We start from the raw sequence: 26,580 nt of genomic DNA on the forward strand, positions 1-26,580 counted from the left end.
CCAATCGATAAAATCAGTTCCGAAGATAGATCGATCCTATCTCGGTTTCAGGACGCCTTCCGCTCAAGCTTAGCTTTGACGAGAGCTTGTGGCGCATAGGGTTCGGCGGTGGGCAGACAGCGCACCAGGACCTCTACGGTGAGTTCGCGGTCGGTGATGATCGGCGGCGCCTCGCCGAACACCGCTCTCCAAAGTTCGGCCAGTTCTTCGCAGGTGCGGTCAGTCAAGCAGCGGGCCTCCTTCAGGAGAAGGAAAGCCTTATGGCGCAAGGGGTTGCTGGTTAATAAGCGGGGCTGGAGCCCATTTTCGCCCCTTCTCCCGTCATTCCCGCCCCTGTGGCGGGAATGACGGGAGAAGGGGGTCAGCGCACTGGGACTTCGAACGGCGTCGCCGGCAGGCGGTTGTGGCCATAGAGGTTCAGCACCGGGCTGTCGGCCCAGGCGAAGCGGACCTTCACGGCGGCGTAGTCGGCCGGGACGCTCAGGCGCACCTTGTCGCCCTCCACGCTGGCGTCGACGAAGCGGCACGACTCGGCCCCGTCGCACAGTTCGAAACCGGCGGGGCGGCCCGAACCGTAGACCACCACCGGCTGGTCCAGCGTGACGACGACATCGGCGCCGTCGCGCGCGGCCGAGAGCGGCGCGGGGCCGGAGGCGTTAAGGGCCTCGCCATAGGCCAGCTTGCGGGCCAGGCCGCCCAGACGCAGGCCGACCTGCAGCTTGTCGGCCGGGTGGATGTCGTAGGGCGAGCCGAGGTCGACGGCGGAGGCGAGGCCCGTGTTGGGATCGGCGGCGACCGTGCGACGCTGCACGTCGCGCAGCTCGGCCCAGCGCGAGACCCCGGGCTTGTCGACCTGCGGGCCGAAGGCGGCCAGTTGCACCATCAGGAACGGCGCGTCGGGCGCGTCGAAAGCCCGCCGCCAGTCGGCGATCAGGGCCGGCATCAGCCGGGCGTATTCCTTGGCCTCGGTGACGTTCGACTCGCCCTGGTACCAGGCGAAGCCCTTGACGCTGTACGGGGCCAGCGGCGCGATCATGCCGTTGTGCAGGGTCGACAGGCCCGAGGCCCCCAGCCACGGCGCGTGCGGCGGCAGGCCAGTGTCGGAGAGCTTCGTCGAGACCTTGTAGCGCCAGCTTCCGGCCATGGGGACGAACGAGCCGTCGGCCAGCTTCAGGCCCTTGTCCTTGGCTGGGCCCCAGGCGCCGCCGCCGCCGCCCGTGTCGATCGCGCGCACGGCGATGACGTTGCGGCCGGCCTTGAGCGTTCCGGCCGGCACGGCGTAGGCGCGCTTGAAGTCCCAGCCTTCCTGCGAGCCCACCTGGCGGCCGTTGACGAAGGTGGTGTCCATGTCGTCGACGGGACCCAGCATCAGGATCGCGCCCCCCTTGGCTTGGGCAGCGGCCTGGGCCTTGGTCAGGGTGATCTCGGCGCGCAGCCAGATCGTGCCGTCGAAGGTTTCGAGGCCCGGATTGGTCTCCCAGAACAGCTCGGCCGGCATGGTCGCCCAGGCGCGGTCGTCGAAGTCGGGCTTGGCCCAATCCGCCGCATGGGGTTCGACCTTGGCGGCCCAGCGATCGAGCATCGCCCCCCAGCGGGCCATGCCCTTGGCCGGATCCTTGGCGTAGTCGGCCAACACCGACAGGCCCTCGTCATAGCCGCCCAGGGCCTTGAGGCCCTGGCCGCTGATCCAGTCCTGGATGATCGAGCCGCCCCAGGTGGCGTCGATCAGGCCGACCGGCGCGTGGGTGCTCTTGCGGATGTCGCGACCCATGAAGAAGCAGGCGGCCGAGAAGTTGTTGGCGCTGTCGTAAGCCGACACCCTCCAGGCGGCCTGGGCGGGCAGCGTGTCGGTCGGGTTAGGCAGGCTGGTGCGGCCGGTCTGCAGCAGGCGCACGTGCGGGTCGGTGGCGCCCGCCGCCTCGGCCTCGCCGTTGAGGGCGCGGCGCAGCGGATATTCCATGTTCGACTGGCCAGAGCACAGCCAGACGTCGCCCATCAGGAGGTCGGAGACGGTCTGGCTCTCTGCGCCCGCCCTGACCGTCAGGGTCAGGGGCTGGCCGGTCGCCGGGCGGGCGTTCAGCAAGGCGACCCAGCGTCCCTTGGCGTCGGCGGTGGCCAGGCCCTGCTCTCCCGACAGGTCGAGGGCGACGACGGCATTGGGCGCGGCCACGCCCCAGACCCGGATCGGCTGGTCGCGCTGGAGCACGGCGTGGTCGGTGAACACCGAGGCCAGCGGCGGCGCGGCGGCCGCCGGAGCGGCGAAGGCCAGGGCGGCGGCCCCGGCGAGCAGGTGACGGACCACGCTATGTCTCCTGGTAAGCAATTCTGGGGAGCCGATATCCTCGTCCTTCGACAAGCTCAGGAAGAGGATATCTACTGCGGCGCCGGACATGACCCTCATCCTGAGCTCGTCGAAGGACGAGGGTCACGCAACGCATTTGACTGGGAGCTTAGTCCGCCTTGGCCGGGCAGGTCGTGCCGGTCGGGTCTGTGGTCAGCTTCACGCCGCTGATCGAGACCGTCAGGGCCCCGGCCGTGGCCAGCGAGAAGGGCGCCTCGACCTTGGCGATGTCCGTGCCGGCGGCCTGGAAGCACTTCAGCGGCACCTTCAGGCTGGTCCATTCGCCGACCTTGGCGCCCGAAAGCACCGAGGTGACGTCGAGCTTGCCGGCGCCAATGCCGAGGGTCGTCTTGGCCGACGGGGCGACGTCGACGCGCCAGTTCACCTGCAGGGCGATCTCGGCATTGGTCTGGAAGGTCAGGTCGAAGGCCTTGTCGGCGGCGATCTCGGCGACGGCGGGAACACCGCCGGCGAAGGTCAGCTGGCGGCCGGCTTCCTGCACGTTGCCGGCGTCGACCGGCTTGATGTGCACCGAGGTGGTCGGCAGCAGGCGGAACTCGAACGGCGCCGGGGTCTTGCCGCCGACGAAGTAGTTGCTGTCGTTGGCCGCGATAGCGGTGACGCCCGAGACTTCCGACAGCTTGGGCACGGTCCGGCCGGTCTTGTAGGTCAAGCCGTAGCCGTAGGCGAACAGTGGCGAATAGGTCTTGTCGCCCTTGTTCAGCGAGAACTGCGCGGCGGTCTTGGGCCAGCTGAACGACAGCTTGCCGTTGAAGTCGCGGCGCGGCTTGCCGGCCGCGTCGCCGACCAGCACGTCGGCGATCCCGCCGCCTTCCGAGCCCGGCAGCCAGGCGGCGACGAAGGCGTCGGAAGCATTGATCTCGGGGTTCACCCACAGCGGACGGCCCGACAGGAACACGGCCACCACCGGCACGCCGGCGGCCTTCAGCTTCTTGAGCAGGGCGAGATCGGTCTTGTCGCCCTGCTGGTACTCGAGCGACTTCAGGTCGCCCACGCCCTCGGCGTAGGGCTGCTCGCCGAACACCACGACGGCGACGTCGGGCTTGTCGCTGAACGAGCCGTCGACGCTGAGCGTCGCCTTGCCGCCCGAGGCCTCGACCGCGTCCTTGAAGCCCGAATAGATCGACTGGGCGTTGGGGAAGTCGCTGTTCTTGTTGTCGGTGCCCTGCCACGACAGGGTCCAGCCCCCCGACTGCTGGCCGATGTCGTCGGCGCCCGAGCCGGCCACCAGCACCTTCGCGCTGGCCTTGATCGGCAGGACGCCGCCGTTGTTCTTCAGGAGCACCAGCGACTTGGCCACGGCCTCGCGGGCGATGGCGCGGTGGTCGGCATTGCCCAGCACGCCCTCGCGGCCTTCCCACGGACGGTCGGCGCGGAACAGGCCGAGCTTGGCCTTCACGCGCAGGATGCGGCGCACGGCGTCGTCGATGCGGGCCATCGGCACCTCGCCGGACTTGGCCTGGGCCAGCAGGTTGTCATAGAGGCCCTTCCAGCTGTCGGGGGCCATATACATGTCCAGGCCCGCATTGGCGGCCTGGGCGCAGTTGGTCGGCGTACAGCCCTCGACCTGGCCGTGGCCGTTCCAGTCGCCGACGATGAAGCCGTCGAAGCCCATGCGGCCCTTCAGCACGTCGGTCAGCAGCGACGTGTTGCCGTGCATCTTCTGGCCGTTCCAGCTGTTGAACGAGGCCATGATGGTCATGGTCCCGGCGTTGATGGCCGGAACGTAGCCCTGGGCGTGCAGGCGGATCAGCTCGGCTTCCGAAACCTGGGTGTCGCCCTGGTCCTTGCCGCCCGTGGTGCCGCCGTCGCCCAGGAAGTGCTTGGCGCTGGCCGCCACGTGGCCCTTCTGCAGGGCCTGGCCCTCGCTGACGGCGCCCTGCAGGCCCAGGATCATCTCGCGGGCGTACTGGCGGACGATCGCGGGATCCTCCGAATAGCCCTCGTAGGTGCGGCCCCAACGGTCGTCGCGCGGCACGGCCAGGGTCGGACCGAAGGCCCAGTCGAAACCTGACACCGCTGTCTCCTGGCCCGTGGCGGCGCCGATCTTGCGGATCAGTTCAGGATCCCGGGCAGCCCCCAGGGCGATGTTGTGCGGGAACAGCGTGGCGCCGACGAGGTTGTTGTTGCCGTGCACGGCGTCGATGCCGAACATCAGCGGAATGTTGGTCCCGCCGCGCTGGGCGGCCGCGTCGCGGAACGCCTTGACGGTGTCGACCCAGGGGCCGACAGGCGAGCGGTCGGGCGCGCCCAGGGGCGGCGAGCTGCCGCCGGCCAGGATCGAGCCCAGCGGGTAGGTCTTCAGGTCCTCGGCCTTGATCGAGGCGGTGTCGGCCTGGATCATCTGGCCGATCTTCTCTTCCAGCGTCATCTTGGCCAGCAGGCCGTCGACGAAGGCTTCCGTGGCCGGATCAACCAGGCCCTGGCTCTTGGCCGCGGGCCACAGGGCCGGATGGGCGGTGCTCTTGGGACCGTCGGCGGCGAAGGCCGGAGCCGACAGAAGGGTGGTCGCCATCAGGGCGATGGTCAGGGTCCTGGTGTTCATGCTCCCCCGCTCTTCCTTGCTTTGGGCGGTCTGGAAGCCGCCTGGATGTTACCGGTATCGAAAGCTCGACGCCGATGCATACACGGTCTAATTAATACGACAAACACCGAGACAACGAATTTTAGGGAGACGTTGCAATGGGGGTCGTTCGAAGCGCTTTGCTGGCTGGAGCCACATTGACAGCGCTGTATAGCGCGAAAGCCTCGGCCGAAACCCGCACCCTCTCCTCCCCCGACGGCGCCATCTCGATCCAAGTCTCCGACGAGTCGGGACAGGCCCGCTACGCCGTCGCCTATCGCGGCAAGACGCTGATCGCGCCCTCCGGGCTCGGCCTGGAGCTCTCCAAGGGCGGGCGCTTTTCCTATGGCGTGAAGATCGTCGGCGCTGAGACCGCCAGCGGCGAGGACGCCTACGACCTGCCCGCCGCCAAGGTCAGCCACGTGGCCCAGAAGCGAAACGAACTGGCCGTCGACTTCCAGGAGGAAGGCGGCCGCAGGCTGCGGGTGATCTTCCGCGCCTACGACCAGGGCGTGGCCTTCCGCTATGTCCTGCCCCAGCAGGAGGCCACTGCCGCCACAGACGTGCGCGACGAGGTGACCAGCTTCGACTTTCCCAGGGACTACGGCTGCTTTGGCCTGAACCTGGGCAAGTTCGGCAGCAGCCATGAGGGCGAGTTCGCCCCCGTGCAGGCCTCGAGGTTCCGCGAGCACAACCTGTTCGACGCGCCGCTGGTCTGCCAGGGCGACAACGCCGCCTTCGCCATCGCCGAGGCCGACCTGAAGGACTGGGCGGGGATGTACCTGCGCGGCAAGGGCGACGGGCGACTGGGGATCGGCGTCAAGCTGTCGCCCCGCCTGGACGACCCGAGCGTCGCGGTGCGCACGCGCCTGGGCGCGGACGTCGTCTCGCCCTGGCGGGTGATCATGATCGCGCCCAAGGCCGGGCAGCTGGTCGAGAACACCCTGCTGACCACGCTGAGTGCGCCTTCGGTGGTCGAGGACGCCAGCTGGATCAAGCCGGGCAAGGCCGCCTGGGACTGGTGGAACGGGCCCTCGCTGAAGGCCGTGCCCGACGCCGGCATGAACCCGCAGACCATCAAGGCCTATATCGACTTCGCCGCCGCCAACGGCCTGGAATACATGCTGATCGACGAGGGCTGGAACGTGGGAGCCGGCGGCGCCTCGGTGGTGCGGCCAGGCGTCGACGTCACCCGCCCCAAGCCCGAACTCGACCTGCCGGGCCTGATCGCCTACGGCGCCGACAGGAAGGTCGGCGTCTGGCTGTGGCTGAACTGGAAGGCGCTGGACGCCCAGATGGACGAGGCCCTGGCCCTCTACGAGCAGTGGGGGATCAAGGGGATCAAGGTCGACTTCATGGACCGCGACGACCAACAGATGGTGGATTTCTACCACCGCCTGCTGAAGAAGGCCGCCCAGCACCACCTGATGGTCGACCTGCACGGCGCCTATCATCCGACGGGCCTGATCCGGACCTATCCGCACTATCTGACGCAGGAAGGCGTGCTGGGGGCAGAATACAACAAGTGGAGCACGCGGATCACCGCCAGCCACAACGTCATGCTGGCCTATACGCGCCTGCTGCTGGGACCGATGGACTACACCCCCGGCGGCTTCCGCAACGTGGAGCCGTCGAAGTTCGAGCCGCGCGACCGCCTGCCCTTCGTCCAGACCACGCGCGGCCAGGCGCTGGCGATGTTCGTGGTCTACGACAGTCCTTTCGCCATCGTCGCCGACAGCCCCGACACCTATGCCGAAAGCCCCGCGGGGCTCGACTTCGCCGCCGCCGTGCCGACGACCTGGGACGAGGTGCGCTACGTGACCGGCGAGATCGGCCAGTCGATCGTGGTGGCCCGCCGCAAGGGCGCCGAATGGTGGATCGGCGCGCTCAACAACGAGACCGCCCGGACGGTGAAGGTCCCGCTTGGCTTCCTAGGCAAGGGCGCATGGAAGGCCGATGTCCGCCAGGACGGCGCGACCCCGACCGGTATCGAGGTTTCGCATCCCTCCGTTTCCGCCACTTCGACCCTGACCCTGAAACTCGCCGCCAGCGGCGGCGCGGCCGTGCGGCTGACGCCGGTGCGCTAGCGCTTCCCCTGGACCGAAGACCACGCCCTTCGACGAGCTCAGGGCGAGGTCTTCCTACTGACCCGCCTTTGCAATCACCCTCATCCTGAGCCTGCCGAAGGACGAGGGAGACCCACCGACCGATAGAGACACGAGACCGACCATGCCCTTCACCCGCCGCGCCCTCCTCGGCGCGACCGCCGGCCTCGCCGCTTCGCCCGCCCTCGCCGCGTCTCGCGGTCCCTTCAAGGCGTCGTGGGAGTCGCTGGCCGCCGGCTACAAGACGCCGGACTGGTTCCGCGACGCCAAGCTGGGCATCTGGTCGCACTGGGGTCCGCAATGCGTGCCCGAGTACGGCGACTGGTACGGCCGGCAGATGTACCAGCAGGGCAACCCCTTCTACGAACACCACGTGAAGACCTACGGCCACCCGACGCAGTTCGGCTTCATGGAGTTCATCCCGCGCTGGAAGGCCGACGCGTGGGATCCTGAGGCGCTGATGAAATCCTACGTCGCCGCCGGCGCGAAGTTTTTCATGTCGATGGCCAACCACCACGACAATCTCGACCTGTTCGACAGCCGCCACCACGCCTGGAACTCCACCCGCGTCGGACCCAAGCGCGACATCGTCGGGACCTGGGAGAAGGTCGCCCGCCGCCATGGCCTGAAGTTCGCCGTCTCCAACCACGCCGCCCATGCCTGGCACTGGTGGCAGACGGCCTATGGCTACGACGCCGAGGGCCCCCTGAAGGGCCAGCGCTACGACGCCTTCCGTCTGAGGAAGGCCGACGGCAAGGGCAAGTGGTGGGAAGGGCTCGACCCGCAGGAGCTCTATACCGGCCCCAACATGGTGATCCCCGACGGGGTGGGTTCCATCGCCGAGGCCAACGCCTGGCACGACAAGCACGACGGCGAGTGGATCGAGGCCCCGCCGGCCAACAACCCCGCCTTCGTGCGCCAGTGGCTGCTGCGCCAGAACGACCTCGTCGACCGCTACAAGCCCGACATGGTCTACTTCGACAACTACGCCCTGCCGCTGGGCCAGGCGGGGCTGGAGGCGACCGCGCACTTCTACAACAACGCCGTGCGCCAGACCGGCCGCACCGACGTGGTGGTGACCGGCAAGAAGCTGACGCCCTTCCAGCGCAAGGCCATTGTCGAGGACGTCGAGCGCGGCTTCTCCGACCGCCTGCGCGACGAGCCCTGGCAGACCGACACCTGCATCGGCAACTGGCACTATGACCGCGGCCTCTATGAGCGCGACGGCTACAAGACCGCGAAGGACGTGATCCAGCGCCTGACCGACGTGGTCAGCAAGAACGGCACGCTGATGCTGTCGATCCCGCAGCGCGGCGACGGCTCGATCGACGACAAGGAAGCCAAGGTCCTGGCCGACATGTCAGGCTGGATCGCCGTAAACGGCGAGGCGATCTATTCGACCCGTCCGTGGAAGATCTACGGCGAGGGTCCCACCCGCCTGGTCGAGGGGATGCAGAACGAGGGCGACGCCAAGCCGTTCGAGGCCCGCGACATCCGCTTCACCACCAAGGCCGGCGCGCTCTACGCCCTGCCGCTGGTCGAGCCGGGCCGCGAGATGGTCATCGAGAGCCTGGCCGTGGGCGCGCTGCATGCGAGCGGCGAGGTCCGGCGCGTCAGCTTGCTTGGCGGTGATCCCCTGCCCTTCACCCGCGACGACAAGGGCCTGAAGATCACCTTGCCCGAACGGCGGCCGACCTTCGCCTCGGTGGTGAAGATCGAAGGACCGGGGCTGGCCTAAGCCTTTCAAACACTCGTATGCTCCCTGGAAAGACGCCAGGGAGCACACCGCCATGACCGACCTCACCGGCCGCACAGTGCTGATCACTGGAGCCTCGTCCGGCATCGGCGCAAACCTGGCGCTGGCCGCCGCCAAGGCCGGTGCGCGGGTGGCGGTTGCGGCGCGGCGGGCCGACCGTCTGGCGACCCTGGTCGGCGAGATCGAGGCGGCCGGCGGCTCCGCCCTGGCGGTATCGATGGACGTCGAGGACGAGGCCTCGGTGATCGCCGCCTACGACGCGCTGGAAGCCGCCTGGGGTCCGCCCAACTCGGTGATCGCAAACGCCGGGATCAACGTTCGGGCCTCGGCGCTGGATATCGCCATCGAGGACTTCGACAAGATCCTCGGGGTCAACACCAGGGGCGTGTTCCTGACCGCTCGCGAAGGTGCGCGGCGGATGGTCAAGGCCGGCGTGGAGGCGCGCGGCCGGGTCGTGCTGGTCGCCTCGATCGGCGCCCACAAGGTGCTGCCGGGCATCACCGCCTATTGCGCATCGAAGGCCGCCACGGCCCACATGGGCAAGAGCCTGGCCCGCGAGTGGGCGAGCAAGGGCATCAACGTCAACGTCCTGTGCCCCGGCTACATCCGCACCGAACTGAACGACGCCTGGTTCGACAGCGAGGGCGGCCAAAAGCTGGTGGCCGGCTTCCCGCGCCGGCGGCTGATGGACACCAGCGACCTGGAGGCCACGGCGCTGTACCTGGCCTCCGACGCCTCGCGGGCGGTGACGGGCTCGGTGTTCACCGTGGATGACGGGCAGTCGCTCTAAGATCCTCCCCCTCTGGGGGAGGTGTCGGCGAAGCCGACGGAGGGGGAGTGGCTGATGAGGCGGCCAACGCCCCGGAAGCTGAGAACTTCCCCCCTCCGGCCCTACGGGCCACCTGCCCCAGAGGGGGAGGATCAGAAACGAAAACGCCCTCCGAACCGAAGCTCGGAGGGCGCTTCCCTAGCTCAGAAGCTCAGGATCAACGCAGCTTGGCGCTGAGCGAGATACCGACGATGCGCGGCTCGTTGTAGACGGCCGCCATGTAGTTCTCGATCACGCCCTTGAGGTTCTTCTCGTTGGTGATGTTGCGGGCGAACAAGGCGACCTCGTAGGCGCCGTCGCCACCTTCGTAGCCGAGCTTCAGCCCGCCTTCGAAGTTGCCCTTCGAATAGAACTCGGCCGTGTCGTACAGCACGAAGTTCGTATAGCCCTGCTTGTTCCAGTCGGTGGCGGCGAACAGCTTGCCGTCGGCGCCCACCGGCAGCTCGTAGCGCGCCGTGAAGCTGAGATTGTATTCAGGCGCGTTGGGCAGCGGCTGGCCGTCGATCTGGGTGAAGTAGTTGGTGCCGAAGGCGCCCGGGATCGCGACCGTCGGCGTCTTGACCGTGCAGACCACCACGCTGTTGAGCGCGCAGACCTGCGCGTAGACCCGCTTGTCGTTGATCTCGCTGTGCAGCAGGCTCAGGCCCGCCGTCAGGGTCAGGTTGGCGATCGGACGCCACTCGGCGTCGGCTTCCATGCCGTAGGCCTTGGCTTCATCGGCGTTGAACAGCACGCCGTTGCCGTTGGCGTCGTTGCCGTTCAGCTGGATGTCGCTGACCTTGTAGGTGAACGCCGAGGCATTCAGGCGCAGGCTGTTGTCGAGCAGGACGCTCTTGAAGCCCGCTTCCCACGACAGGATCGTCTCGGAGTCGGCCGTGGTGAAGTCGGAGTTGAACACCGCCGAACGGCCCTGGATGGTCGGACCGCGGAAGCCCTTGGCCACGCGCGCATAGACGCTGAGGTCGGGGTTCACTTCGTATAGGGCGCTCAGGTCCCAGCTGGGCTGCTCGTCCGACAGGCGCACGAAGCGACGGCCGGCGTAGGTGTCGGCGCCGGCGGCGGTCAGCGAGGTCTTGGCCAGGCGGGTCTTCTTGGCGTCGTAGGTGTCGCGCGCGCCGGCCGTGATGGTCAGGGCGTCGGTCACCTTGTAGCTGACCTGGCCGAACAGGGCCCACGAGGTGTTGAGGTTGTTCAGGCGCACCCAGTTGTTGGGATTGCGGGCCGCGACGCCGGTGTTGAGGAAGTAGCCGCGCTGGTAGAAGTCGGTGGTGTCTCGCGAGTCAAAATACAGCGCGCCGACCTGCCACTTCAGGCGGTCCTCGCCGTTGCTGGCCAGGCGGATCTCCTGGGTCAGCTGGTCGAGGTCGCGGACCTGGCCCATCGATTGGCCAAAGCCGTTCGCCACGCCGCCGACCGGGAAGTTGGCGCCGGCGCCGCCGTCGGTGTCGCCGCGGCTGTAGCCGCTGGTGGTCTCATAGGCGCTGATCGAGGTCAGGGTCATGCCGCCGAAGTCGTAGGCGACGTTCAGCGAGGCGCCCTTGGTGTCGTAGGCCTGCGGATTGTCGTGCGCCTCGTCGTAGGCGACGCTGTCGCGCGGGGCGTTGACGACGTTCGAGCCCTTCTTGATGGCGTTGCGCAGGAACAGGGTCGAGGTGCCCTCGTAGTTGCGCACGTGGGCCGAGGCCAGGACCGTCAGCTGCTCGGTCGGCTTGGCCAGGATCTGCAGGCGCGCGTCCTTCTCGTCGAAGCCGCCCATGGCGTTCTTGCGCGGGGTGACGGTGCCGTCCAGGCTCGTGCCGGCGAAGGTGTTGTCCACCCAGTCGTCGCGGTGCTGGTACAGGGCCGAGACACGGAACATCAGCTTGTCGCCGGCGATCGGGCCGCCGATGCCGCCGTCGAAGGTGGTCGTGCCGTAGGTGCCGTAGGAGGCGCTGGCGCGGCCCTGGAAGGTTTCGCTCGGGCGGATGGTGTCGAACTTGACGATGCCGGCGGTGGTGTTGCGGCCGAACAGCGAGCCCTGCGGGCCGCGCAGCACTTCGACCTGCTGGACGTCGAACACCGGGTTCGACTTCAGCACCACGTGCTCGAGGACGACGTCGTCCTGGATGATCGACACCGGCTGGGAAGCGCCGAGGTAGAAGTCGATATTGCCCAGGCCCCGGATGTAGAAGCGCGGGAAGATGCGGCCCGTGGTGGTCTCGGCGTAGAAGCTGGGAACCTTGCCCGACAGCGAGATGATGTCGTCGCCGCCGCCCTGGATGGCGCGCAGCTGGTCGCCGGCGACCACGCCGACCGACACCGGCGTATCCTGCAGGTTCACCGAGCGGCGCTCGGCGGTGACGATGATCTCTTCCAGGCTGGTGGAGCCGGCGGCTTCCTGGGCGTTGGCGGCGGCGGCGAACGCGAGCGCGCCGAGCGCGCTGGTCAGCAACAGCGCCGACCGGCCGAGGGTCTTGTTGGACACGAAGTAATCCCCTTTTTACGTAGAAGTGTCTGCGGCTGTTGATTATTTCCGCAACACGCCGTTCGGATAACAGCCGCTTGCAAAGCTGTCATGACACCCGCCGCGGACGGATGGGGATAAAGTCCGTCCGCGAACAATAAATCGGCAGAACGCCGTCAGATCTGCGACAGCCCCAGCCACAGCAGGCCCGCCAGCAGGAACACGAAGGCCAGTTGGGCGGAGAACCAGACGATGGTGGTCTTGAGCAGGGCGCCGAAGACGTTGGAGCCGTAGACCCCGCGCAGCGTCATGAACAGGTTCGCCGGCGCCCACAGCAGCGCCACGAGCACGCCGATGTCGCGCACCGGGGCCGGCAGGATCATCACCACCGCCCACAGCAGGAAGATGAACGACAGATAGTTCATCGACACGATCAGGTGGTCGTACATGTAGAACTTGCGGCGGTAGAAGTAGCAGGCCCCCAGGCTGAGGGCGAGGATCGGCAGCAGGAACACCGCCAGCCGGTGGCCCCAGCCGAACACCACGGCGACGAAGTAGCCGGGCGTGGCCACGACCTTGTTGAGCTGGGTGTTGAACCACTCCAGCTTGGCCCGCTCGGTCGGCTCGACCTCGCCCACGTCGATGAAGGTGCGCTTGCCGTTCGCATCGACACCGTCGGAGAGCAGGCCGCCCTCCTTCATCGACTGCTGGATGTCGTTGGTCACCTCGCCGGGGATCGCCCTGACGCTGCCGTTGATGCTGGGCGGAACGGGCTTGCCGTGCTCGTCGGTCTTGGCGGGGCCGTGCGAGGCGGCGCCCTTGGCGTCGCCGTGCTGGGCCTGGGCCGCATGGTCGCCCTTGTGCTGGGCCTCGTGCATGGCCTTATGAATCACGACCTCGGCCGACAGGATGAACAGCAGCAGCGAGACCAGGAACAGGCGGAACGGCGGCACGTGCCGGGCGCGCTTGCCGTCGAGATACTCGCGGCTCAGCGTGCCGGGGCGGGCGAACAGCCACGGCAGGGTGCGCCACAGGCGGCCGTCGAAGTGGAACATCCCCTCGATGGCTTCCCAGGTGACGTGCAGGATCGACTTGTGATGATCCGAGGCCTCCTGGCCGCAGGCGTGGCAATAGTGCCCGACCAGCTCGGTCTCGCAGTTGTCGCACTTGGTCCCGGGCGGCGGCGCGGAATGGCTAGAACGGCCATCCGACTTGAACCGCGCCATCCAACCGCCCAGCGCTCCGCCGGTGATCGCCTCGAGTTCCTTCACGCCACGTCCCCACGCACGCCCCGAGCGCGATTCAGCCCGCGCTCGCGTGGTGATGTACGACAGCTTGGGCGTGCATGCACGAGCCGAACGCCGGAGGATCGACGATCCCGCCGCTTCGCCCAACCGGCAGGCGTCAGTCGAGGTAGTCCCAGTAGGCCTTGCCTTCCAGGGTTCGCAGCTTCAGGCCCACGGCGCATTGTTCGACGTTGAAGAATATCTGGTGCTCTTTGTCGGCTGCCTCGTGCCGATAGACCAGCGCGGGAACGCCGACGCTCGCTTCCAGAAGTCCGGCCTCCTCGGCCTGGCAAGGCAACGCCCGCGTATCGGAGAAGGCCAGCTTGGCGCGCCCCGCCGCGATGTCGGGGATAGCGTTCCAGGTCCGCAGCGGATCAGCGAAGGTTCGCTCCGACGACCCCAGGGCCGCGAAGACCAGGCTGTCCTGCATGACGCGCTTTTCGACCAGCACCGGCTTGCCGTCCAGCAGGTGAAGGGCGCGCAGATGCAGCACCCGCCGTTCGATGGTGTTGGTGCGGTCGACCGCGAAGTCGAACATCCGATGGATCACGTCGAGGATCCGCACCTCTCGCCGAGGCGGGTCGGGCGAGCCGTCCCAAAGGTCCAGGCCGGGCAGGCGCACCTCGGCGGCCGGCAGCAGGTTCAGCGTTTGCCCGTTCATGATGGCGTTTCCCCCAGACGGCCGCCTGTCCAGGCGGCTCATCCGAAGGTGTAGCGCGCCGAACGTTAACGCCAAGGACGCGGCGGCAAGGTCAGCGCGCGGGGCCGAAGCGGGCGACCAGGTCGTAGGCCTCGCCGGGGAACAGCTGGCGCACGCGGGTGACCGGCTCGCCGGCCCGCCAGGTGCGGCGCTCGACGGCCAGCAGGGCCGCGCCGGGATCCAGCGCCAGCAGTTCGGCGACGGCGGGCTCCGCGCCCACGGCGCTGATCCGGCTTTCCGCTTCCGTCCACGGAACGTGGTGCAGCAGCCAGGCGCCGGGCGGCTCGGCGGCGAAGTCGGCGACGGCGGCTTCGGGCACGGCCGACAGGCTGATCAGCCGGTCCTCCAGCGCGAAGGGCCGGCCGCCGGCGATGTGCAGGCCGCGCAGGACGATCAGCTCGCCCTCCCCGGCCAGATCCGCCTCGTCGCCGTCGTCGGGATCGGCTTGCCGCTGCTCCGCCGCCAGCAGCCGGAAGGCATAGGTCTCGCCCCGGGCGGTGATCTCGGCCTGGATGTCGGGAATGTCGAGGACGGTGGAATGCACCTTGGGGCGGGCCACGAACGAGCCGGCGCGCCGGCGGCGGACGATCAGCCCGGCCTCGGCCAAGACCGACATCGCCTTGTTCACGGTCATGCGCGAGCAGCCGTACTGGGCCATCAGCTCGCTCTCGAACGGCACGCGGTGGCCCGGCGCCCACGCGCCCGAGCGGATCAGGCCCTCGATCTCGTCGCGGATGCGCTGGTGCAGCGGTACGGTGCTCACGACAGCAGGCTCTTTAGCACCTGACGATAGCGCTCGGCGATCACCTCGCGGTGCCGGTGACGACCGCCCGAGACCACGGGACGGCCGGCGCGCCAGACGCTGTCGATCGCCCCAAAGCGGCCGGCGAAGACCAGGCTGTCGACCAGGGCGTCGGCGCTGCGGCCGACGATGGCCGGATGCTCGCGATCCAGGGTCACGAAGTCGGCCGGCGCGCCGCGACGCAGTCCCGGACGGCCCATGCCCAGGGCCTGGCTGCCGCCAGCCACCGCCGCGCGCCACAGCTCGCCGCCGGTCGATCGCCTGGGACCGCCGGCCAGCACGTTTCGGGCGCGGCGGGTCAGGCGCTGGGAGTATTCCAGCACCCTCAGTTCCTCGGCCGCGTCGATCAGCACGTTGCTGTCCGAGCCGATGCCGAAGGCGCCGCCGGCGGCCTGGTAGTCGTGGGCCGGAAAGACCCCGTCGCCGAGATTGGCCTCGGTGATCGGGCACAGGCCCGCCACAGCGCCGCTCTTGGCCAGGCGCTCGGTCTCGACCGCGTTCATGTGGGTGGCGTGAACCAGGCACCATTGCTTGCCGACGTCGGCGTGGTTCATCAGCCAGCGCACCGGACGCTGGCCGGTGGCGGCCAGGCAGTCGTCGACCTCCTTGGTCTGCTCGGCGATATGGATGTGAACCGGACCGCCGGCCGCCAGCGGCGTGATGGCGGTCAGTTCCTCGGCGGTGACGGCGCGCAGGCTGTGCGGCGCGATGCCGACCACCGCGTCGGGCAGGCCGGCGACGGCGGCGCGGCTGGCCTCCAGCAGGCGGGCATAGCCGTCGACGTCGGTGACGAAGCGCTTCTGGCCTTCGCCCGGCGCGGCGCCGCCGAAGCCGGCGTGGGCGTAGAACACCGGCAGCAGGGTCAGGCCGATGCCGGTCTCCTGCGCGGCGGCGGCGATCCTCGCCCCCATCTCGGCCGGGTTGTCGAAGGCTGCACCGTCCGTGTCGTGATGCAGGTAGTGGAACTCGCCGACGCGGGTGAAGCCGCTCTCCAGCATCTCGACCTGGCCCATGGCGGCGATGGCCTGCAGGGCGTCGGGGTCCAGCCGCTCGACGAAGCGGTACATCAGCTCGCGCCAGGTCCAGAAGCTGTCGCTCCCCTCCCCCCGCGCCTCGGTCAGGCCCGCCATGGCCCGCTGAAAGGCGTGGCTGTGCAGGTTGGGCATGCCCGGCAGGGCCGCGCCCAGGCGAGGCTCGCTTCCGGCGACGACGTCGGTGTCGATGCGGGCGATGCGGCCCTCGGACAGGGTCAGGCGCACGCCCTTGGCCCAACCGTCGGCCAGCAGCGCGCTCTCGCACCAGACGACGACGTCCTTGGGAGCTTCGGGAGCGACCTGCGGAGCGGGTTCGTTCGAAGCCTCCACGGCGGCCTCTTCCGTGCCTTCAAGATTCTCGGCGTCGCTCACTGGACAATCCTCGTCGCTCGCGAATATGTCTATACATATTGAACCGCGCCGCAAGGGTCGCGGAGCACGACTCAAGACGTCACGGGAGGCGCTGGCGATGCGGTGCGATCGGGTTTGGATCAAGGCCCGGCTTGCGACCCTCGCCGAGGATGCGCCCGGCCTGGGCGTCGTCGAAGACGGCGTGATCGCCGCCAAGGACGGTCGGATCGTCCATGCCGGCCCCATGTCCGACGCCCCCGCTTTCGACGCCGCCGAGATCGTCGACTGCGACGGCCGCTGGATCACGCCCGGCCTGATCGACCCGCACACCCACCTGATCTTCGGGGGCGATCGCGCCCACGAGTTCGAACTGCGGCTGGCCGGCGCGTCATACGAAGAGATCGCCCGGGCCGGCGGCGGCATCGTCTCGACCATGAAGGCCACCCGCGAGGCGACTGAGGAGCAGCTGGTCGCCGCCGCCCTGCCCCGCCTGGACGCCCTGATCGCCGAGGGCCTGACGACCATCGAGGTCAAGTCCGGCTATGGCCTGTCGCTGGAGCACGAACTGAAGAGCCTGCGCGCCGCCCGCGCCTTGGCCAGGGTGCGGCCCGTGTCGGTCAGAACCACCTTCCTGGGCGCCCACGCCCTGCCGCCGGAATTCAAGGGGAACGCCGACGGCTATATCGACCTCGTCTGCAACGAGATGATCCCCGCTGTCGCCGCCCAAGGATTGGCCGACGCCGTCGACGGCTTCTGCGAGGGCATCGGCTTTTCGCCCGCCCAGATCCGCCGGGTATTCGAAACCGCCCGCGCCCACGGCCTGCCGGTGAAGCTGCACGCCGAGCAGCTGTCGAACCTCCACGGCGCGGCTCTGGCCGCCGAGTTCGGCGCGCTGTCGGCCGATCACCTGGAGCACCTGGACGGGGCCGGGATCGCGGCCATGGCCGGGGCCGGCACGACGGCGGTGCTGCTGCCCGGCGCCTACTACTTCGTGCGCGAGACCAGGTTGCCGCCGATCGACGCCCTGCGCGCAGCCGGCGTGCCGCTGGCCCTAGCGACCGACTGCAACCCCGGCACCTCGCCGCTGACCAGCCTGCTGCTGACCATGAACATGGCCGCCACCCTGTTCCGCCTGACCGTGGACGAGTGCTTGGCCGGCGTCACCCGGCAGGCCGCCCGGGCTCTCGGCGTGCTGGCCGACCGCGGAACCCTGGAAGCCGGCAAGGCCTGCGACCTTTGCATCTGGGACGTCGAGCGTCCCGCCGAACTTGTCTACCGCATGGGCTTCAACCCGCTCCATGCGCGCGTCTGGAGCGCCGTTTCGTGAACACCGAAGTCCTGCATCCCGGCGAGGTCAGCCTCGCCCAGTGGAAGTCCGTCCATCGCGGCGCGGCAGCGCGCCTGGCGGACAGCGCCTGGCCGGTGATCGAGGCCAGCGCGGCCGCCGTGACCCGCATCCTGGCCAAGGGCCAGCCGGTCTACGGCATCAATACCGGCTTTGGGAAACTGGCCAGCGTGCGCATCGGCGACGAGGACCTGGCGACGCTGCAACGGAACATCGTGCTGTCCCACGCCGCCGGCACGGGCGAGCCGTCGCCGGTTCCGGTGATCCGGCTGATGATGGCGCTGAAGCTGGCCAGCCTGGCCCAAGGCGCCTCGGGCGTGCGGGTCGAGACGGTGAAACTGCTCGAAGCCATGCTCGAACTGGGCCTGACGCCGGTGGTGCCGAGCCAGGGCTCGGTCGGTGCCTCGGGCGACCTGGCGCCGCTCTCCCACATGGCCGCGACCATGATCGGCGTCGGCGAGATCGACGTCGGCGGCGTACGCAAGCCGGCCCTCGAAGCCCTGAGCCGCGCCGGCCTCGCCCCCGTCGAACTGGGCCCCAAGGAGGGGCTGGCCTTGCTGAACGGCACGCAGTTCTCGACCGCCAACGCCCTGGCCGGCCTGTTCGAGGCCGAGGAGCTGTTCCAGTCAGCCCTGGTCACCGGCGCGCTTTCGACCGAGGCCGCCAAGGGCTCCGACACCCCGTTCGATCCGCGCATCCACGCTCTGCGCCGCCACGCCGGCCAGATCGAGACCGCCGCGGCCCTGCGCAGCCTGATGGCGTCTTCCGGCATCCGCGCCTCGCACCTCAAGGAGGACGAGCGGGTTCAGGATCCCTACTGCCTGCGCTGCCAACCGCAGGTGATGGGCGCGGCCCTGGACGTGCTGCGTCAGGCCGCCACGACTCTCGCCACCGAGGCCAACGGCGTCTCCGACAACCCGCTGATCTTCCCGGAAGCCGACGAGGCCCTGTCGGGCGGCAACTTCCACGCCGAGCCGGTGGCCTTCGCCGCCGACATGATCGCCCTGGCCATCTGCGAGATCGGCTCGATCAGCGAGCGCCGCATCGCCATGCTGGTGGATCCGGCGCTGTCTGGCCTGCCGGCCTTCCTGACGCCCAAGCCCGGCCTCAACTCCGGCTTCATGATCCCGCAGGTCACGGCTGCGGCCCTGGTCTCGGAGAACAAGCAGAAGGCCTATCCGGCCAGCGTCGACTCCATCCCGACCTCGGCCAACCAGGAAGACCATGTGTCGATGGCCGCCCACGGCGCGCGCCGCCTGCTGTCGATGGTGGAGAACGCAACCGCGGTGATCGGCATTGAGCTTCTGGCCGCCGCGCAGGGCTGCGACTTCCACGCGCCGCTGACCTCCAGCGCCGCCCTCGAGGCGGTGCGGGGCGTGGTGCGGAGCAAGGTGCCGCACCTGTCGGACGACCGTCACTTCCATCCCGACATGGAAGCGGCCAACATCCTGGTGCGGACCGGCGCGATCATCGACGCGGCGGCCGGCGTTCCCTTGCCCGGAGCGACCACATGAGCAGCGACTGGCTGGAAGTCTGGCGGGGCGACGCGCCGCTGATCGTCAGCATCCCCCACTCGGGATCCTTCATCCCCGAGGACATCGAAAAACGCCTTGTCTCGCCCTGGCTGGCTCGCAAGGACGCCGACTGGTGGATCGAGCGGCTCTACAACTTCGCCGACGATCTGGGCGCGACCACGGTGCGGACCGCCGTGTCGCGCACGGTGATCGACGTCAATCGCGACCCGTCGGGCGCCTCGCTCTATCCAGGCATGGCGACCACCGCCCTGTGCCCGACCGACACCTTCGACGGCGAGCGGCTCTATGCCGAGGGCCAGGAGCCGGACGAGGCCGAGATCGCCGCCCGCCGCGAGCGCTGGTTCATCCCCTATCACGCGGCGCTGCGGGCCGAGATCGACCGGCTGCTGGCCCTGCATGGCAAGGTCGTTTTGTACGACGCCCACTCGATCCGCTCGCGGGCGCCGCGCCTCTTTCCCGGCGAGCTGCCGGTGTTCAACATCGGCACGAATTCCGGACAGAGCTGCGATCAGGCCCTGGCGGCGGCGGTCGAGGCGGCCTGCGAGACCTCGGGCTTGCCGATGGTGACCAACGGCCGCTTCAAGGGCGGCTGGATCACCCGCCACTACGGCAAGCCCGAGCGCGGCATCCACGCCGTGCAGATGGAACTGGCCTGTCGCGGCTATATCGACGACCCCTCGCCCCGCATCACCCCGCAGTCCTGGCCCTCGCCCTACCGCCCGCAGAAGGCCGCGCCAATGCGCAGCGTGCTAGGCGACGTGCTGAAGGCCTGCGTGGACTTCGCTTCGCAAGCCTGACCGCAAAACGAAAACCTCGTCCTTCGACAAGCTCAGGATGAGGTTTTCGACTGAACCGCTGCGCCCGCATTAGCCCTCATCCTGAGCCTGTCGAAGGACGAGGGCGGCCCCGCTGAAAGACCCGCATGACCCGCCTCGACAACACCCGCGTCATCCGTCCCGCCACCGGAACCGAGCTCACCGCCAAGTCCTGGCTGACCGAAGCCCCGCTCAGGATGCTGATGAACAACCTGCACCCCGACGTCGCCGAGCGGCCCGAGGAGCTGGTGGTCTATGGCGGCATCGGCCGCGCCGCCCGCGACTGGGAAAGCTACGACAAGATCGTCGAGACCCTGCGGCGGCTGGAAGGCGACCAGACGCTGCTGGTGCAGTCGGGCAAGCCGGTCGGCGTGTTCCGCACCCATGCCGACGCGCCGCGGGTGCTGATCGCCAACTCCAACCTGGTGCCGCGCTGGGCCAATTGGGAGCACTTCAACGAGCTCGATAAGAAGGGCCTGGCCATGTACGGCCAGATGACCGCCGGCTCGTGGATCTATATCGGCGCCCAGGGCATCGTTCAGGGCACCTACGAGACCTTCGTCGAGATGGGCCGCCAGCACTATGAAGGCGATCTCTCCGGCAAGTGGCTGCTGACGGCGGGCCTGGGCGGCATGGGCGGGGCGCAGCCGCTGGCCTCGGTGTTCGCCGGGGCCTCGTGCCTGGCCATCGAGTGCCAGCCCTCGCGCATCGAAATGCGGCTGCGCACCGGCTATCTCGACCGCTCGACCGACAACCTCGACGAGGCCCTGGCCTGGATCGAGGAGTCGTGCGCGGCCAAGACCCCGATCTCGGTGGGCCTGCTGGGCAACGCCGCCGAGTTGCTGCCGCAGATGTACGCGCGCGGGATCCGCCCTGACCTGCTGACCGACCAGACCAGCGCCCACGATCCGATCAACGGCTACCTGCCGGCAGGCTGGACGCTGGAGCAGTGGATGGACGCCCGCGAGCGCGATCCGGCCAGCGTCAACAAGGCCGCCCGCGCCTCGATGGCCGTGCACGTGCAAGCCATGCTCGACTTCCAGAAGGCCGGGGTCCCCACGGTCGACTACGGCAACAACATCCGCCAGATGGCGCTGGAAGAAGGCGTCGAGAACGCCTTCGACTTCCCCGGCTTCGTGCCGGCCTATATCCGCCCGCTGTTCTGCCGAGGCATCGGGCCGTTCCGCTGGGCCGCCCTGTCGGGCGATCCGGAAGACATCGCCAAGACCGACGCCAAGGTGAAGGAACTGATCCCCGACAATCCGCACCTGCACAAATGGCTCGACATGGCCGGCCAGCGGATCAAGTTCCAGGGCCTGCCGGCGCGCATCTGCTGGGTCGGGCTGGGCGATCGCCACCGCCTGGGCCTGGCCTTCAACGAGATGGTCGCCAGGGGCGAGCTGAAGGCTCCCGTCGTCATCGGCCGCGACCACCTCGACAGCGGCTCAGTCGCCTCGCCCAACCGCGAGACCGAGGCGATGATGGACGGCTCGGACGCGGTGTCGGACTGGCCGCTGCTGAACGCCCTGCTCAACACGGCCTCGGGCGCCACCTGGGTGTCGTTGCACCATGGCGGCGGGGTGGGCATGGGCTTCTCGCAGCACTCGGGCATGGTCATCGTCTGCGACGGCACCGACGCCGCGGCCAAGCGGATCGAGCGCGTGCTGTGGAACGACCCGGCCACCGGCGTGATGCGGCATGCGGATGCGGGCTACGAGATCGCCAAGGACTGCGCGCGCGAGCATGGGCTGGACCTGCCGGGGATCCTCTGACACCCCCAAGCCCTCCCAAATGCGTCATCCCGGAAAGCCCGCAGGGCTTATCCGGGACCAAAGGGCCAAGCGCAGTGCGCCAGCCGGGATGACGACGCTGGTTAGCTGGAGAACATAATGCGCCTCCTCCCCGCCGCCGATCGCAAACCCACGCCGTGGAAGAACGGCGGCGGGACGACCTGGGAGATCGCCGCCCAGCCGCCGGGCGCGGATCTGTCCGCCTTCGACTGGCGGCTGAGCATCGCGCAGGTGGCGACGGCCGGTCCGTTCTCCGTCTTCCCCGACGTCGACCGGGTTCTGACGGTGATCGCCGGCGCGGGGCTGCGGCTGACCATCGAGGGCCAGGGCGAGGTCGTGCTGGACGAGGCCTCGAAGCCCCTGCCCTTTCCTGGCGACGCACCGGCGTCCGCGACGCTGGACGCCGGTCCGATCCGCGACCTCAACCTGATGGTCCGGCGCGGCGAATGGCGAGGGTCGGTCCGGCGCATCGACGGCCCCGAGACGATCACCGCCACGGCGCGGACCACGGTGCTGGTCGCGCTCGCTCCCGCCCGGGTCGCAGATCAGGTCCTGCTCGCCGAGGACGCGCTGATTGTCGATCCCGATGCAACCTTGACCGTAGACGGGCGTTTGCTGCTGATCGGCGTCGATCCGGCCTGACCTGAGCGTCGGCGGGATCGATCCGTTGCGGAGCCCGGAATGACCAGCAGCCTCTATGTGACCTTTCGCGCCGGCGCGCTGGAAGCGGCCCTGCCGCAGGCGGCGGTGGCCGAGATCCTGCCCGTGCCGGAGCTGGTCGCCGCGCCCGGCGCGCCGCGCGTGCTGGCCGGCTTCGTCAATCTGGGCGGCGAGGCCGTCGCGGCCCTGGCGCTGGACCGTCTTCTGGAGTCGGAGGGCGGCGACCCCGCCCCCGCCCTCTATCGTCACCTGATCCGCCTGCGTCCGCTGGCCGGCGCGCCGGCCGTGACCCTGCTGGTCGACCGCGTCACCGACGCCGCCGCCCATGCGCCCGACACCCAGGCCGTCGAGGAGGCCGACAGCCTGGGCGGCTGCATCGCCGAGACCGCCCTGATCGACGGCCGGCTGACGCCGGTGCTGTCGCCCGAGCACCTGCTGCTGGCCGAGGAGAAGGCTCGCCTCGGCGAGTTCGCCCGTCGGGCCCAGGAGCGTCTCGCGGCCTGGGAAAGCGAGCCGGCGTGAAACCGCTCCGGGCGGCCCAGCGCCCCCAGGCTCCGCGCTTGTTGGCCCTGGCCGCCGACGAGCCGTTCCAGCGCCTCAAGCGCGCGGTGATCGCCCGCACCGGCCACCACTATTACGCCGACAAGGACGAGGTGCTGTGGGACCGCGTGCAGCGGCGGCTGCTGGCCAACCGTGACCGCGACGTCAGCGCGTACCTGAAACGCCTCGCGAGCGATGACGAGGGCGAGGCCGAATGGGCGGCGCTCGAGACCGAGATCACCATCGGCGAGACCTTCTTCTTCCGCTACGCCGAACAGTTCACCGCGCTGCGCGAGACGATCCTGCCCGACATCCTCGAACGCAGGGCCCAGGACAAGCGCATCCGCATCTGGAGCGCCGGCTGCGCCACCGGAGCCGAGCCCTATTCGATCGCCATCCTGCTGTCGCAGATGCTGGGCGAGGCGATCGGCGAGTGGCGGATCTCGATCCTCGGCGGCGACATCAACGCCGCCTTCCTGGAGACCGCGCGCAAGGGCCAGTTCGGCCGCTGGGCGCTGCGGGCGGTCAGCGACGCCGACCGCGCCCAGTGGTTCACCGAGACCGCCCGCAACACCTGGACGCTGAAAAGCGCCTATCGCGGCCTGGTGCGGTTCGAGCGCCAGAACCTGCTCGACCTGCTGGGGCCCGCCCCACCGTTGGAGCTGACCGAGTTCGACCTGATCCTGTGCCGCAACGTGCTGATCTACTTCCACCACGACGTGGTCGAGCAGCTGGTCGGCGCGCTGGGCAGTAGGCTTTCGGCGGACGGCTGGCTGCTGCTGGGCCATGCCGAACCCAACCCCGCGTTCGGCAAGCTGCTGGACGTGACCCAGCTGCCGGGCACCATAGCCTATCGCCCGGCCGATCCGGAGCGCCCGGCCCAGCCAGGACCGAGCTTCGAAGTCTTCGCCGCGCCGGAGCCCGAACCTCAGCCACTGGCCGAAACGCCGTCGCCGCTCTGGCGGCCGGCGCCGATCCCGACGCCCGTTCCCTCCCCTGCGCCGCCCGCCGCCGACCTGGTGGAGAGCGTGCGACGCCTGGCCGACGCCGGCGACTACCTCGCCGCCGAGGCCGCCTGCCGGCAGGCCCTGGCGCTCGCGCCGGAGGATCCGGCCCTGCACCTGCACGACGGCCTGGTGCTGCGGGCGCTGGGGCGTCCGGCTCCGGCCGAGGCGGCTTTCAAGCGGGCGCTCTATCTCGATCGCGGCTTCGCCCTGGCGCACTACCACCTGGGCCTGCTGCTGCTGGAGCGCGGACGGAGCAAGGCCGCCGCCCGTTCGCTGAAAACCGCCGCCCAGATCGCCGGAACCGTTCCGTCGGACACGCGTTTGGCCCACGGCGCAGGTCTGGACGCCGGCCAGCTGTGCAAGAGCGTCCGTCTGCTGCTGCAGTCGCTCGTGGGGGTGTAAGAACGAGATGAGTAAGGCCGACGCCGTATCCGGCGACGGATTGGGGGGACTTTTGGACGATGCGCGCGCCCAGGCGATCCTGGCGGCGCGCACCCGTCGGCTGGCCGAGCGCCGGATCGCGCCCCAACCCGAAACGCCGCTGGAAGACGTGCTGCTGTGCCAGGCCGGCGCGGGCCTCTTCGCGCTGCCGCTGGCCGCCGTGGAACGCGTGACCCCGTTCGAGCCGCGCCGCCTGACCCCAGCCGGCGGGCGTCCTGGTCTCCTGGGCCTCGCCAGCGTCGAGGGCCGGCTGCGCCGCGTGCTCGACCTTTCCCGCCTGACCGGCGGCGCGCCTGCGGCGCCCGACGCGCCCGGCTTCATCATCGCCCTGCGCGGCGCGGGAAACCTGGCGCTGCGCGTCGACGCCTCGCCCGGCGCCGCCAAGGTCTCCCGCGAAGCGATCGGGTCCGACGCCTTCGAGGGCGGCGCGCGCGGCGTCGTGGCCGAAGGCCCCGGCGATCTGGCGGGCCGCACCGTCACCCTTCTTCATCTCGACGACCTCGTCGCCGACCACCTTTCCGCCGCCTTGGGGGCAAGAGCCTAGTGACCATCGCCAACCGCATCATCCTCGGCTTCGCGGCCGTCACCGTCCTGCTGCTGGGCGTGGGCCTGTTCGGCCTCGTCCAGATCGGCGTGGTCAAGGACACCACCGAGACCATCGTCACCCGCGACATGGCCGTGGTTCGCCAGGTCGCCCAGATCCGCACCACCGCCAACGAGATGCGCGCGGCCAGCGACGCGGTGATCACCAGCTATCTATCTCGTTCGGCCGGCGGAGTCGGCGGCAACGAGGAAGACCCCGTCACCCGCTGGCGCCAGCGCGGCGTCGACATGGACACGGCCCTGGAAAAGGCCGCCGCGGCCGCCCGCGACTATCGCCAAAGCGCCCTGTCGGCCGAGCGCGCCGACGCCTGGCGCCGCATCGAGGACTACCTGAACCAGACCGCCGCCTCCTCGCGCCAGGGCCGGACCGACACCGAGAACCTGTTCAGCGCCATCCGCCGCAACGACAGCGCCGGCGTCGCCGCCGCCCAGACCGCCCTCGTCCAGCGTCGCGGAGAGTTCGGGCGCGGCATCCAGGGCGCGGAAGACGTGCTGGACGACGCCATCCTGTCGGGCCAGCGCCGCATCAACGACGTCTACAAGGTCAGCCAGGTGTCGATCATCATCGCCCTGATCGTGGCCGCCGCGATCTCGGGCGCGATCACCTGGGCCATCCGCGGCTCGATCGTCGGGCCCCTAAGCGCCTTCATGGGCTTCGTCGGCAAGGTGGGCGAAGGCGACCTGACCGGCCGCGCGGCCGCGACCAGCACCGACGAGATCGGCAAGCTGGGCGGCACGCTCAACACCATGGTCGACGGCCTGGTCGTGCTGGCCCGCCAGAGCCGCGAGGCCACCGAGAACCTCAACGCCGCCACCGCCGAGATCCGCGCCTCGACCCAGGAGCAGGCCGCCAGCGTCGAGGAACAGCTGGCCGCCGTGCAGGAGACCGCCGCCACCGTCGACGAGATCACCCACTCCGGCGCCCAGATCGGCAAGCGCGCCCAGGAAGTGATCGCTTCGGCTCAAGCGACAGCCCACACCAGCAACGAGGGCCTGCGCGCCGTCGACGAGACCGCCAAGGCCATGGACGCCATCCGCGAGCAGGCCGAGGCCGTGGCCGAGAACATCGTCGCCCTGTCGGAGAAGACCCAGGCGATCGGCGACATCATCGCCACCGTCAACGACATCTCCGAGCGCTCGCACCTCTTGGCCCTCAACGCCGCCATCGAGGCCGCCTCGGCCGGCGAGAACGGCCGCAGCTTCGCGGTCGTGGCCTCGGAAATGAAGATGCTGGCCGACCAGGCCAAGGAGGCCACCACCCAGGTGCGCTCGATCCTCGGCGACATCCAGCGCGGCATCAACGCCTCGGTGATGCTGACTGAAGAGGCCGTCAAGCGCGTCGCCGCCGGCAAGGAGCGCACCGACACCACCCAGCGCACGATCACCGAGATCACCGGCCGGGTGCAGGAAAGCGTCCAGACCTTCCAGCAGATCGTCGCCTCGACCAACCAGCAGCAGCTGGGCATCGAGCAGGTGATGGGCGCGCTGCAGAACATCCGCCAAGCCAGCCAGCAGACCGCCGCCGGCACCCGCCAGCTGGACGAGGCCGCCGCCAACCTGTCGGACCTGTCGCGCCAGCTTCTGGCCCTGTCCGAGCGCTACCGGACCTGATC

General features: G+C 69.3%; 20 protein-coding genes. 12 read left to right on the plus strand and 8 right to left on the minus strand.

The features are described from left to right. Positions 1–47 precede the first annotated feature (47 nt). The 3 genes from ACODR1_RS05915 to ACODR1_RS05925 all read right to left on the minus strand — a co-directional run bounded on the left by ACODR1_RS05915 (position 48) and on the right by ACODR1_RS05925 (position 4,907). Positions 48–227 (minus strand): hypothetical protein, encoded by a 180-nt coding sequence (locus ACODR1_RS05915; protein WP_488879614.1) that lies wholly within the window; start codon positions 225–227, stop codon positions 48–50. Positions 228–361: 134 nt separating this feature from the next. Further along, positions 362–2,302 carry a sialate O-acetylesterase gene (locus ACODR1_RS05920; protein ID WP_488879615.1) on the minus strand — a complete coding sequence of 647 codons (1,941 nt, stop codon included), beginning with the start codon at positions 2,300–2,302 and terminating at the stop codon, positions 362–364. A 148-nt stretch (positions 2,303–2,450) separates the two neighbouring features. Further along, positions 2,451–4,907, minus strand: a complete 2,457-nt coding sequence (locus ACODR1_RS05925) for a glycoside hydrolase family 3 protein (protein WP_488879616.1) — start codon at positions 4,905–4,907, stop codon at positions 2,451–2,453. A 176-nt stretch (positions 4,908–5,083) separates the two neighbouring features. Here ACODR1_RS05925 and ACODR1_RS05930 point away from each other — a divergent pair, with 176 nt between their 5' ends. The 3 genes from ACODR1_RS05930 to ACODR1_RS05940 all read left to right on the plus strand — a co-directional run bounded on the left by ACODR1_RS05930 (position 5,084) and on the right by ACODR1_RS05940 (position 9,576). Next, the gene (locus tag ACODR1_RS05930; protein ID WP_488879617.1) at positions 5,084–7,012 is read left to right on the plus strand and encodes a glycoside hydrolase family 97 protein; all 1,929 of its coding nucleotides are present in this window, start codon (positions 5,084–5,086) and stop codon (positions 7,010–7,012) included. A 142-nt stretch (positions 7,013–7,154) separates the two neighbouring features. After that, positions 7,155–8,768 (plus strand): alpha-L-fucosidase, encoded by a 1,614-nt coding sequence (locus ACODR1_RS05935; RefSeq protein ID WP_488879618.1) that lies wholly within the window; start codon positions 7,155–7,157, stop codon positions 8,766–8,768. A 52-nt stretch (positions 8,769–8,820) separates the two neighbouring features. Continuing rightward, positions 8,821–9,576, plus strand: coding sequence for an SDR family NAD(P)-dependent oxidoreductase (locus ACODR1_RS05940; protein WP_488879619.1), 756 nt, complete (start codon positions 8,821–8,823; stop codon positions 9,574–9,576). A 196-nt stretch (positions 9,577–9,772) separates the two neighbouring features. Here ACODR1_RS05940 and ACODR1_RS05945 read toward each other — a convergent pair whose 3' ends face one another. From ACODR1_RS05945 to ACODR1_RS05965, 5 genes are all read right to left on the minus strand, one after another. Next, entirely contained in the window at positions 9,773–12,079 is a 2,307-nt protein-coding gene (locus ACODR1_RS05945) for a TonB-dependent receptor (RefSeq protein ID WP_488879620.1), read from the minus strand. Between the two features lie 155 nt (positions 12,080–12,234). Continuing rightward, a complete protein-coding gene (locus tag ACODR1_RS05950) occupies positions 12,235–13,329 on the minus strand; it encodes a DUF3667 domain-containing protein (RefSeq protein WP_488879621.1) in 1,095 nt (364 codons plus the stop codon). Between the two features lie 133 nt (positions 13,330–13,462). Further along, positions 13,463–14,005 (minus strand): UTRA domain-containing protein, encoded by a 543-nt coding sequence (locus ACODR1_RS05955; protein WP_488879622.1) that lies wholly within the window; start codon positions 14,003–14,005, stop codon positions 13,463–13,465. 91 nt (positions 14,006–14,096) lie between these two features. Further along, positions 14,097–14,807 (minus strand): histidine utilization transcriptional repressor HutC, encoded by a 711-nt coding sequence (gene hutC, locus ACODR1_RS05960; RefSeq protein ID WP_488879623.1) that lies wholly within the window; start codon positions 14,805–14,807, stop codon positions 14,097–14,099. After that, a complete protein-coding gene (locus ACODR1_RS05965; protein ID WP_488879710.1) occupies positions 14,804–16,210 on the minus strand; it encodes a formimidoylglutamate deiminase in 1,407 nt (468 codons plus the stop codon). The genes hutC and ACODR1_RS05965 overlap by 4 nt, the downstream gene beginning before the upstream one ends. 139 nt (positions 16,211–16,349) lie before the next feature. On the opposite strand from ACODR1_RS05965, the gene hutI reads away from it, so the two are divergent. From hutI to ACODR1_RS06010, 9 genes are all read left to right on the plus strand, one after another. Further along, on the plus strand, positions 16,350–17,558 hold the full coding sequence (hutI, locus tag ACODR1_RS05970; protein WP_488879624.1) for an imidazolonepropionase: 1,209 nt from the start codon (positions 16,350–16,352) through the stop codon (positions 17,556–17,558). Next, a complete protein-coding gene (gene hutH, locus ACODR1_RS05975) occupies positions 17,540–19,090 on the plus strand; it encodes a histidine ammonia-lyase (protein ID WP_488879711.1) in 1,551 nt (516 codons plus the stop codon). The genes hutI and hutH overlap by 19 nt, the downstream gene beginning before the upstream one ends. Then, positions 19,087–19,908 (plus strand): N-formylglutamate deformylase, encoded by an 822-nt coding sequence (hutG, locus tag ACODR1_RS05980; RefSeq protein ID WP_488879625.1) that lies wholly within the window; start codon positions 19,087–19,089, stop codon positions 19,906–19,908. Before hutH ends, hutG begins: the two co-directional genes overlap by 4 nt. Positions 19,909–20,033: 125 nt before the next feature. Further along, positions 20,034–21,698, plus strand: a complete 1,665-nt coding sequence (hutU, locus tag ACODR1_RS05985; RefSeq protein ID WP_488879626.1) for a urocanate hydratase — start codon at positions 20,034–20,036, stop codon at positions 21,696–21,698. A 117-nt stretch (positions 21,699–21,815) separates the two neighbouring features. Then, on the plus strand, positions 21,816–22,358 hold the full coding sequence (locus tag ACODR1_RS05990; protein ID WP_488879627.1) for a HutD/Ves family protein: 543 nt from the start codon (positions 21,816–21,818) through the stop codon (positions 22,356–22,358). A 39-nt stretch (positions 22,359–22,397) separates the two neighbouring features. Continuing rightward, positions 22,398–22,898: a chemotaxis protein CheW gene (locus ACODR1_RS05995; protein WP_488879628.1), complete on the plus strand. Its 501-nt coding sequence runs from the start codon at positions 22,398–22,400 to the stop codon at positions 22,896–22,898. Further along, on the plus strand, positions 22,895–24,325 hold the full coding sequence (locus tag ACODR1_RS06000) for a CheR family methyltransferase (RefSeq protein WP_488879629.1): 1,431 nt from the start codon (positions 22,895–22,897) through the stop codon (positions 24,323–24,325). The genes ACODR1_RS05995 and ACODR1_RS06000 overlap by 4 nt, the downstream gene beginning before the upstream one ends. A gap of 7 nt (positions 24,326–24,332) precedes the next feature. Next, on the plus strand, positions 24,333–24,908 hold the full coding sequence (locus ACODR1_RS06005; RefSeq protein WP_488879630.1) for a chemotaxis protein CheW: 576 nt from the start codon (positions 24,333–24,335) through the stop codon (positions 24,906–24,908). Next, entirely contained in the window at positions 24,908–26,578 is a 1,671-nt protein-coding gene (locus tag ACODR1_RS06010) for a methyl-accepting chemotaxis protein (RefSeq protein WP_488879631.1), read from the plus strand. Before ACODR1_RS06005 ends, ACODR1_RS06010 begins: the two co-directional genes overlap by 1 nt. Positions 26,579–26,580 lie beyond the last annotated feature (2 nt).

Source organism: Caulobacter sp. FG7 (genome assembly GCF_057808875.1).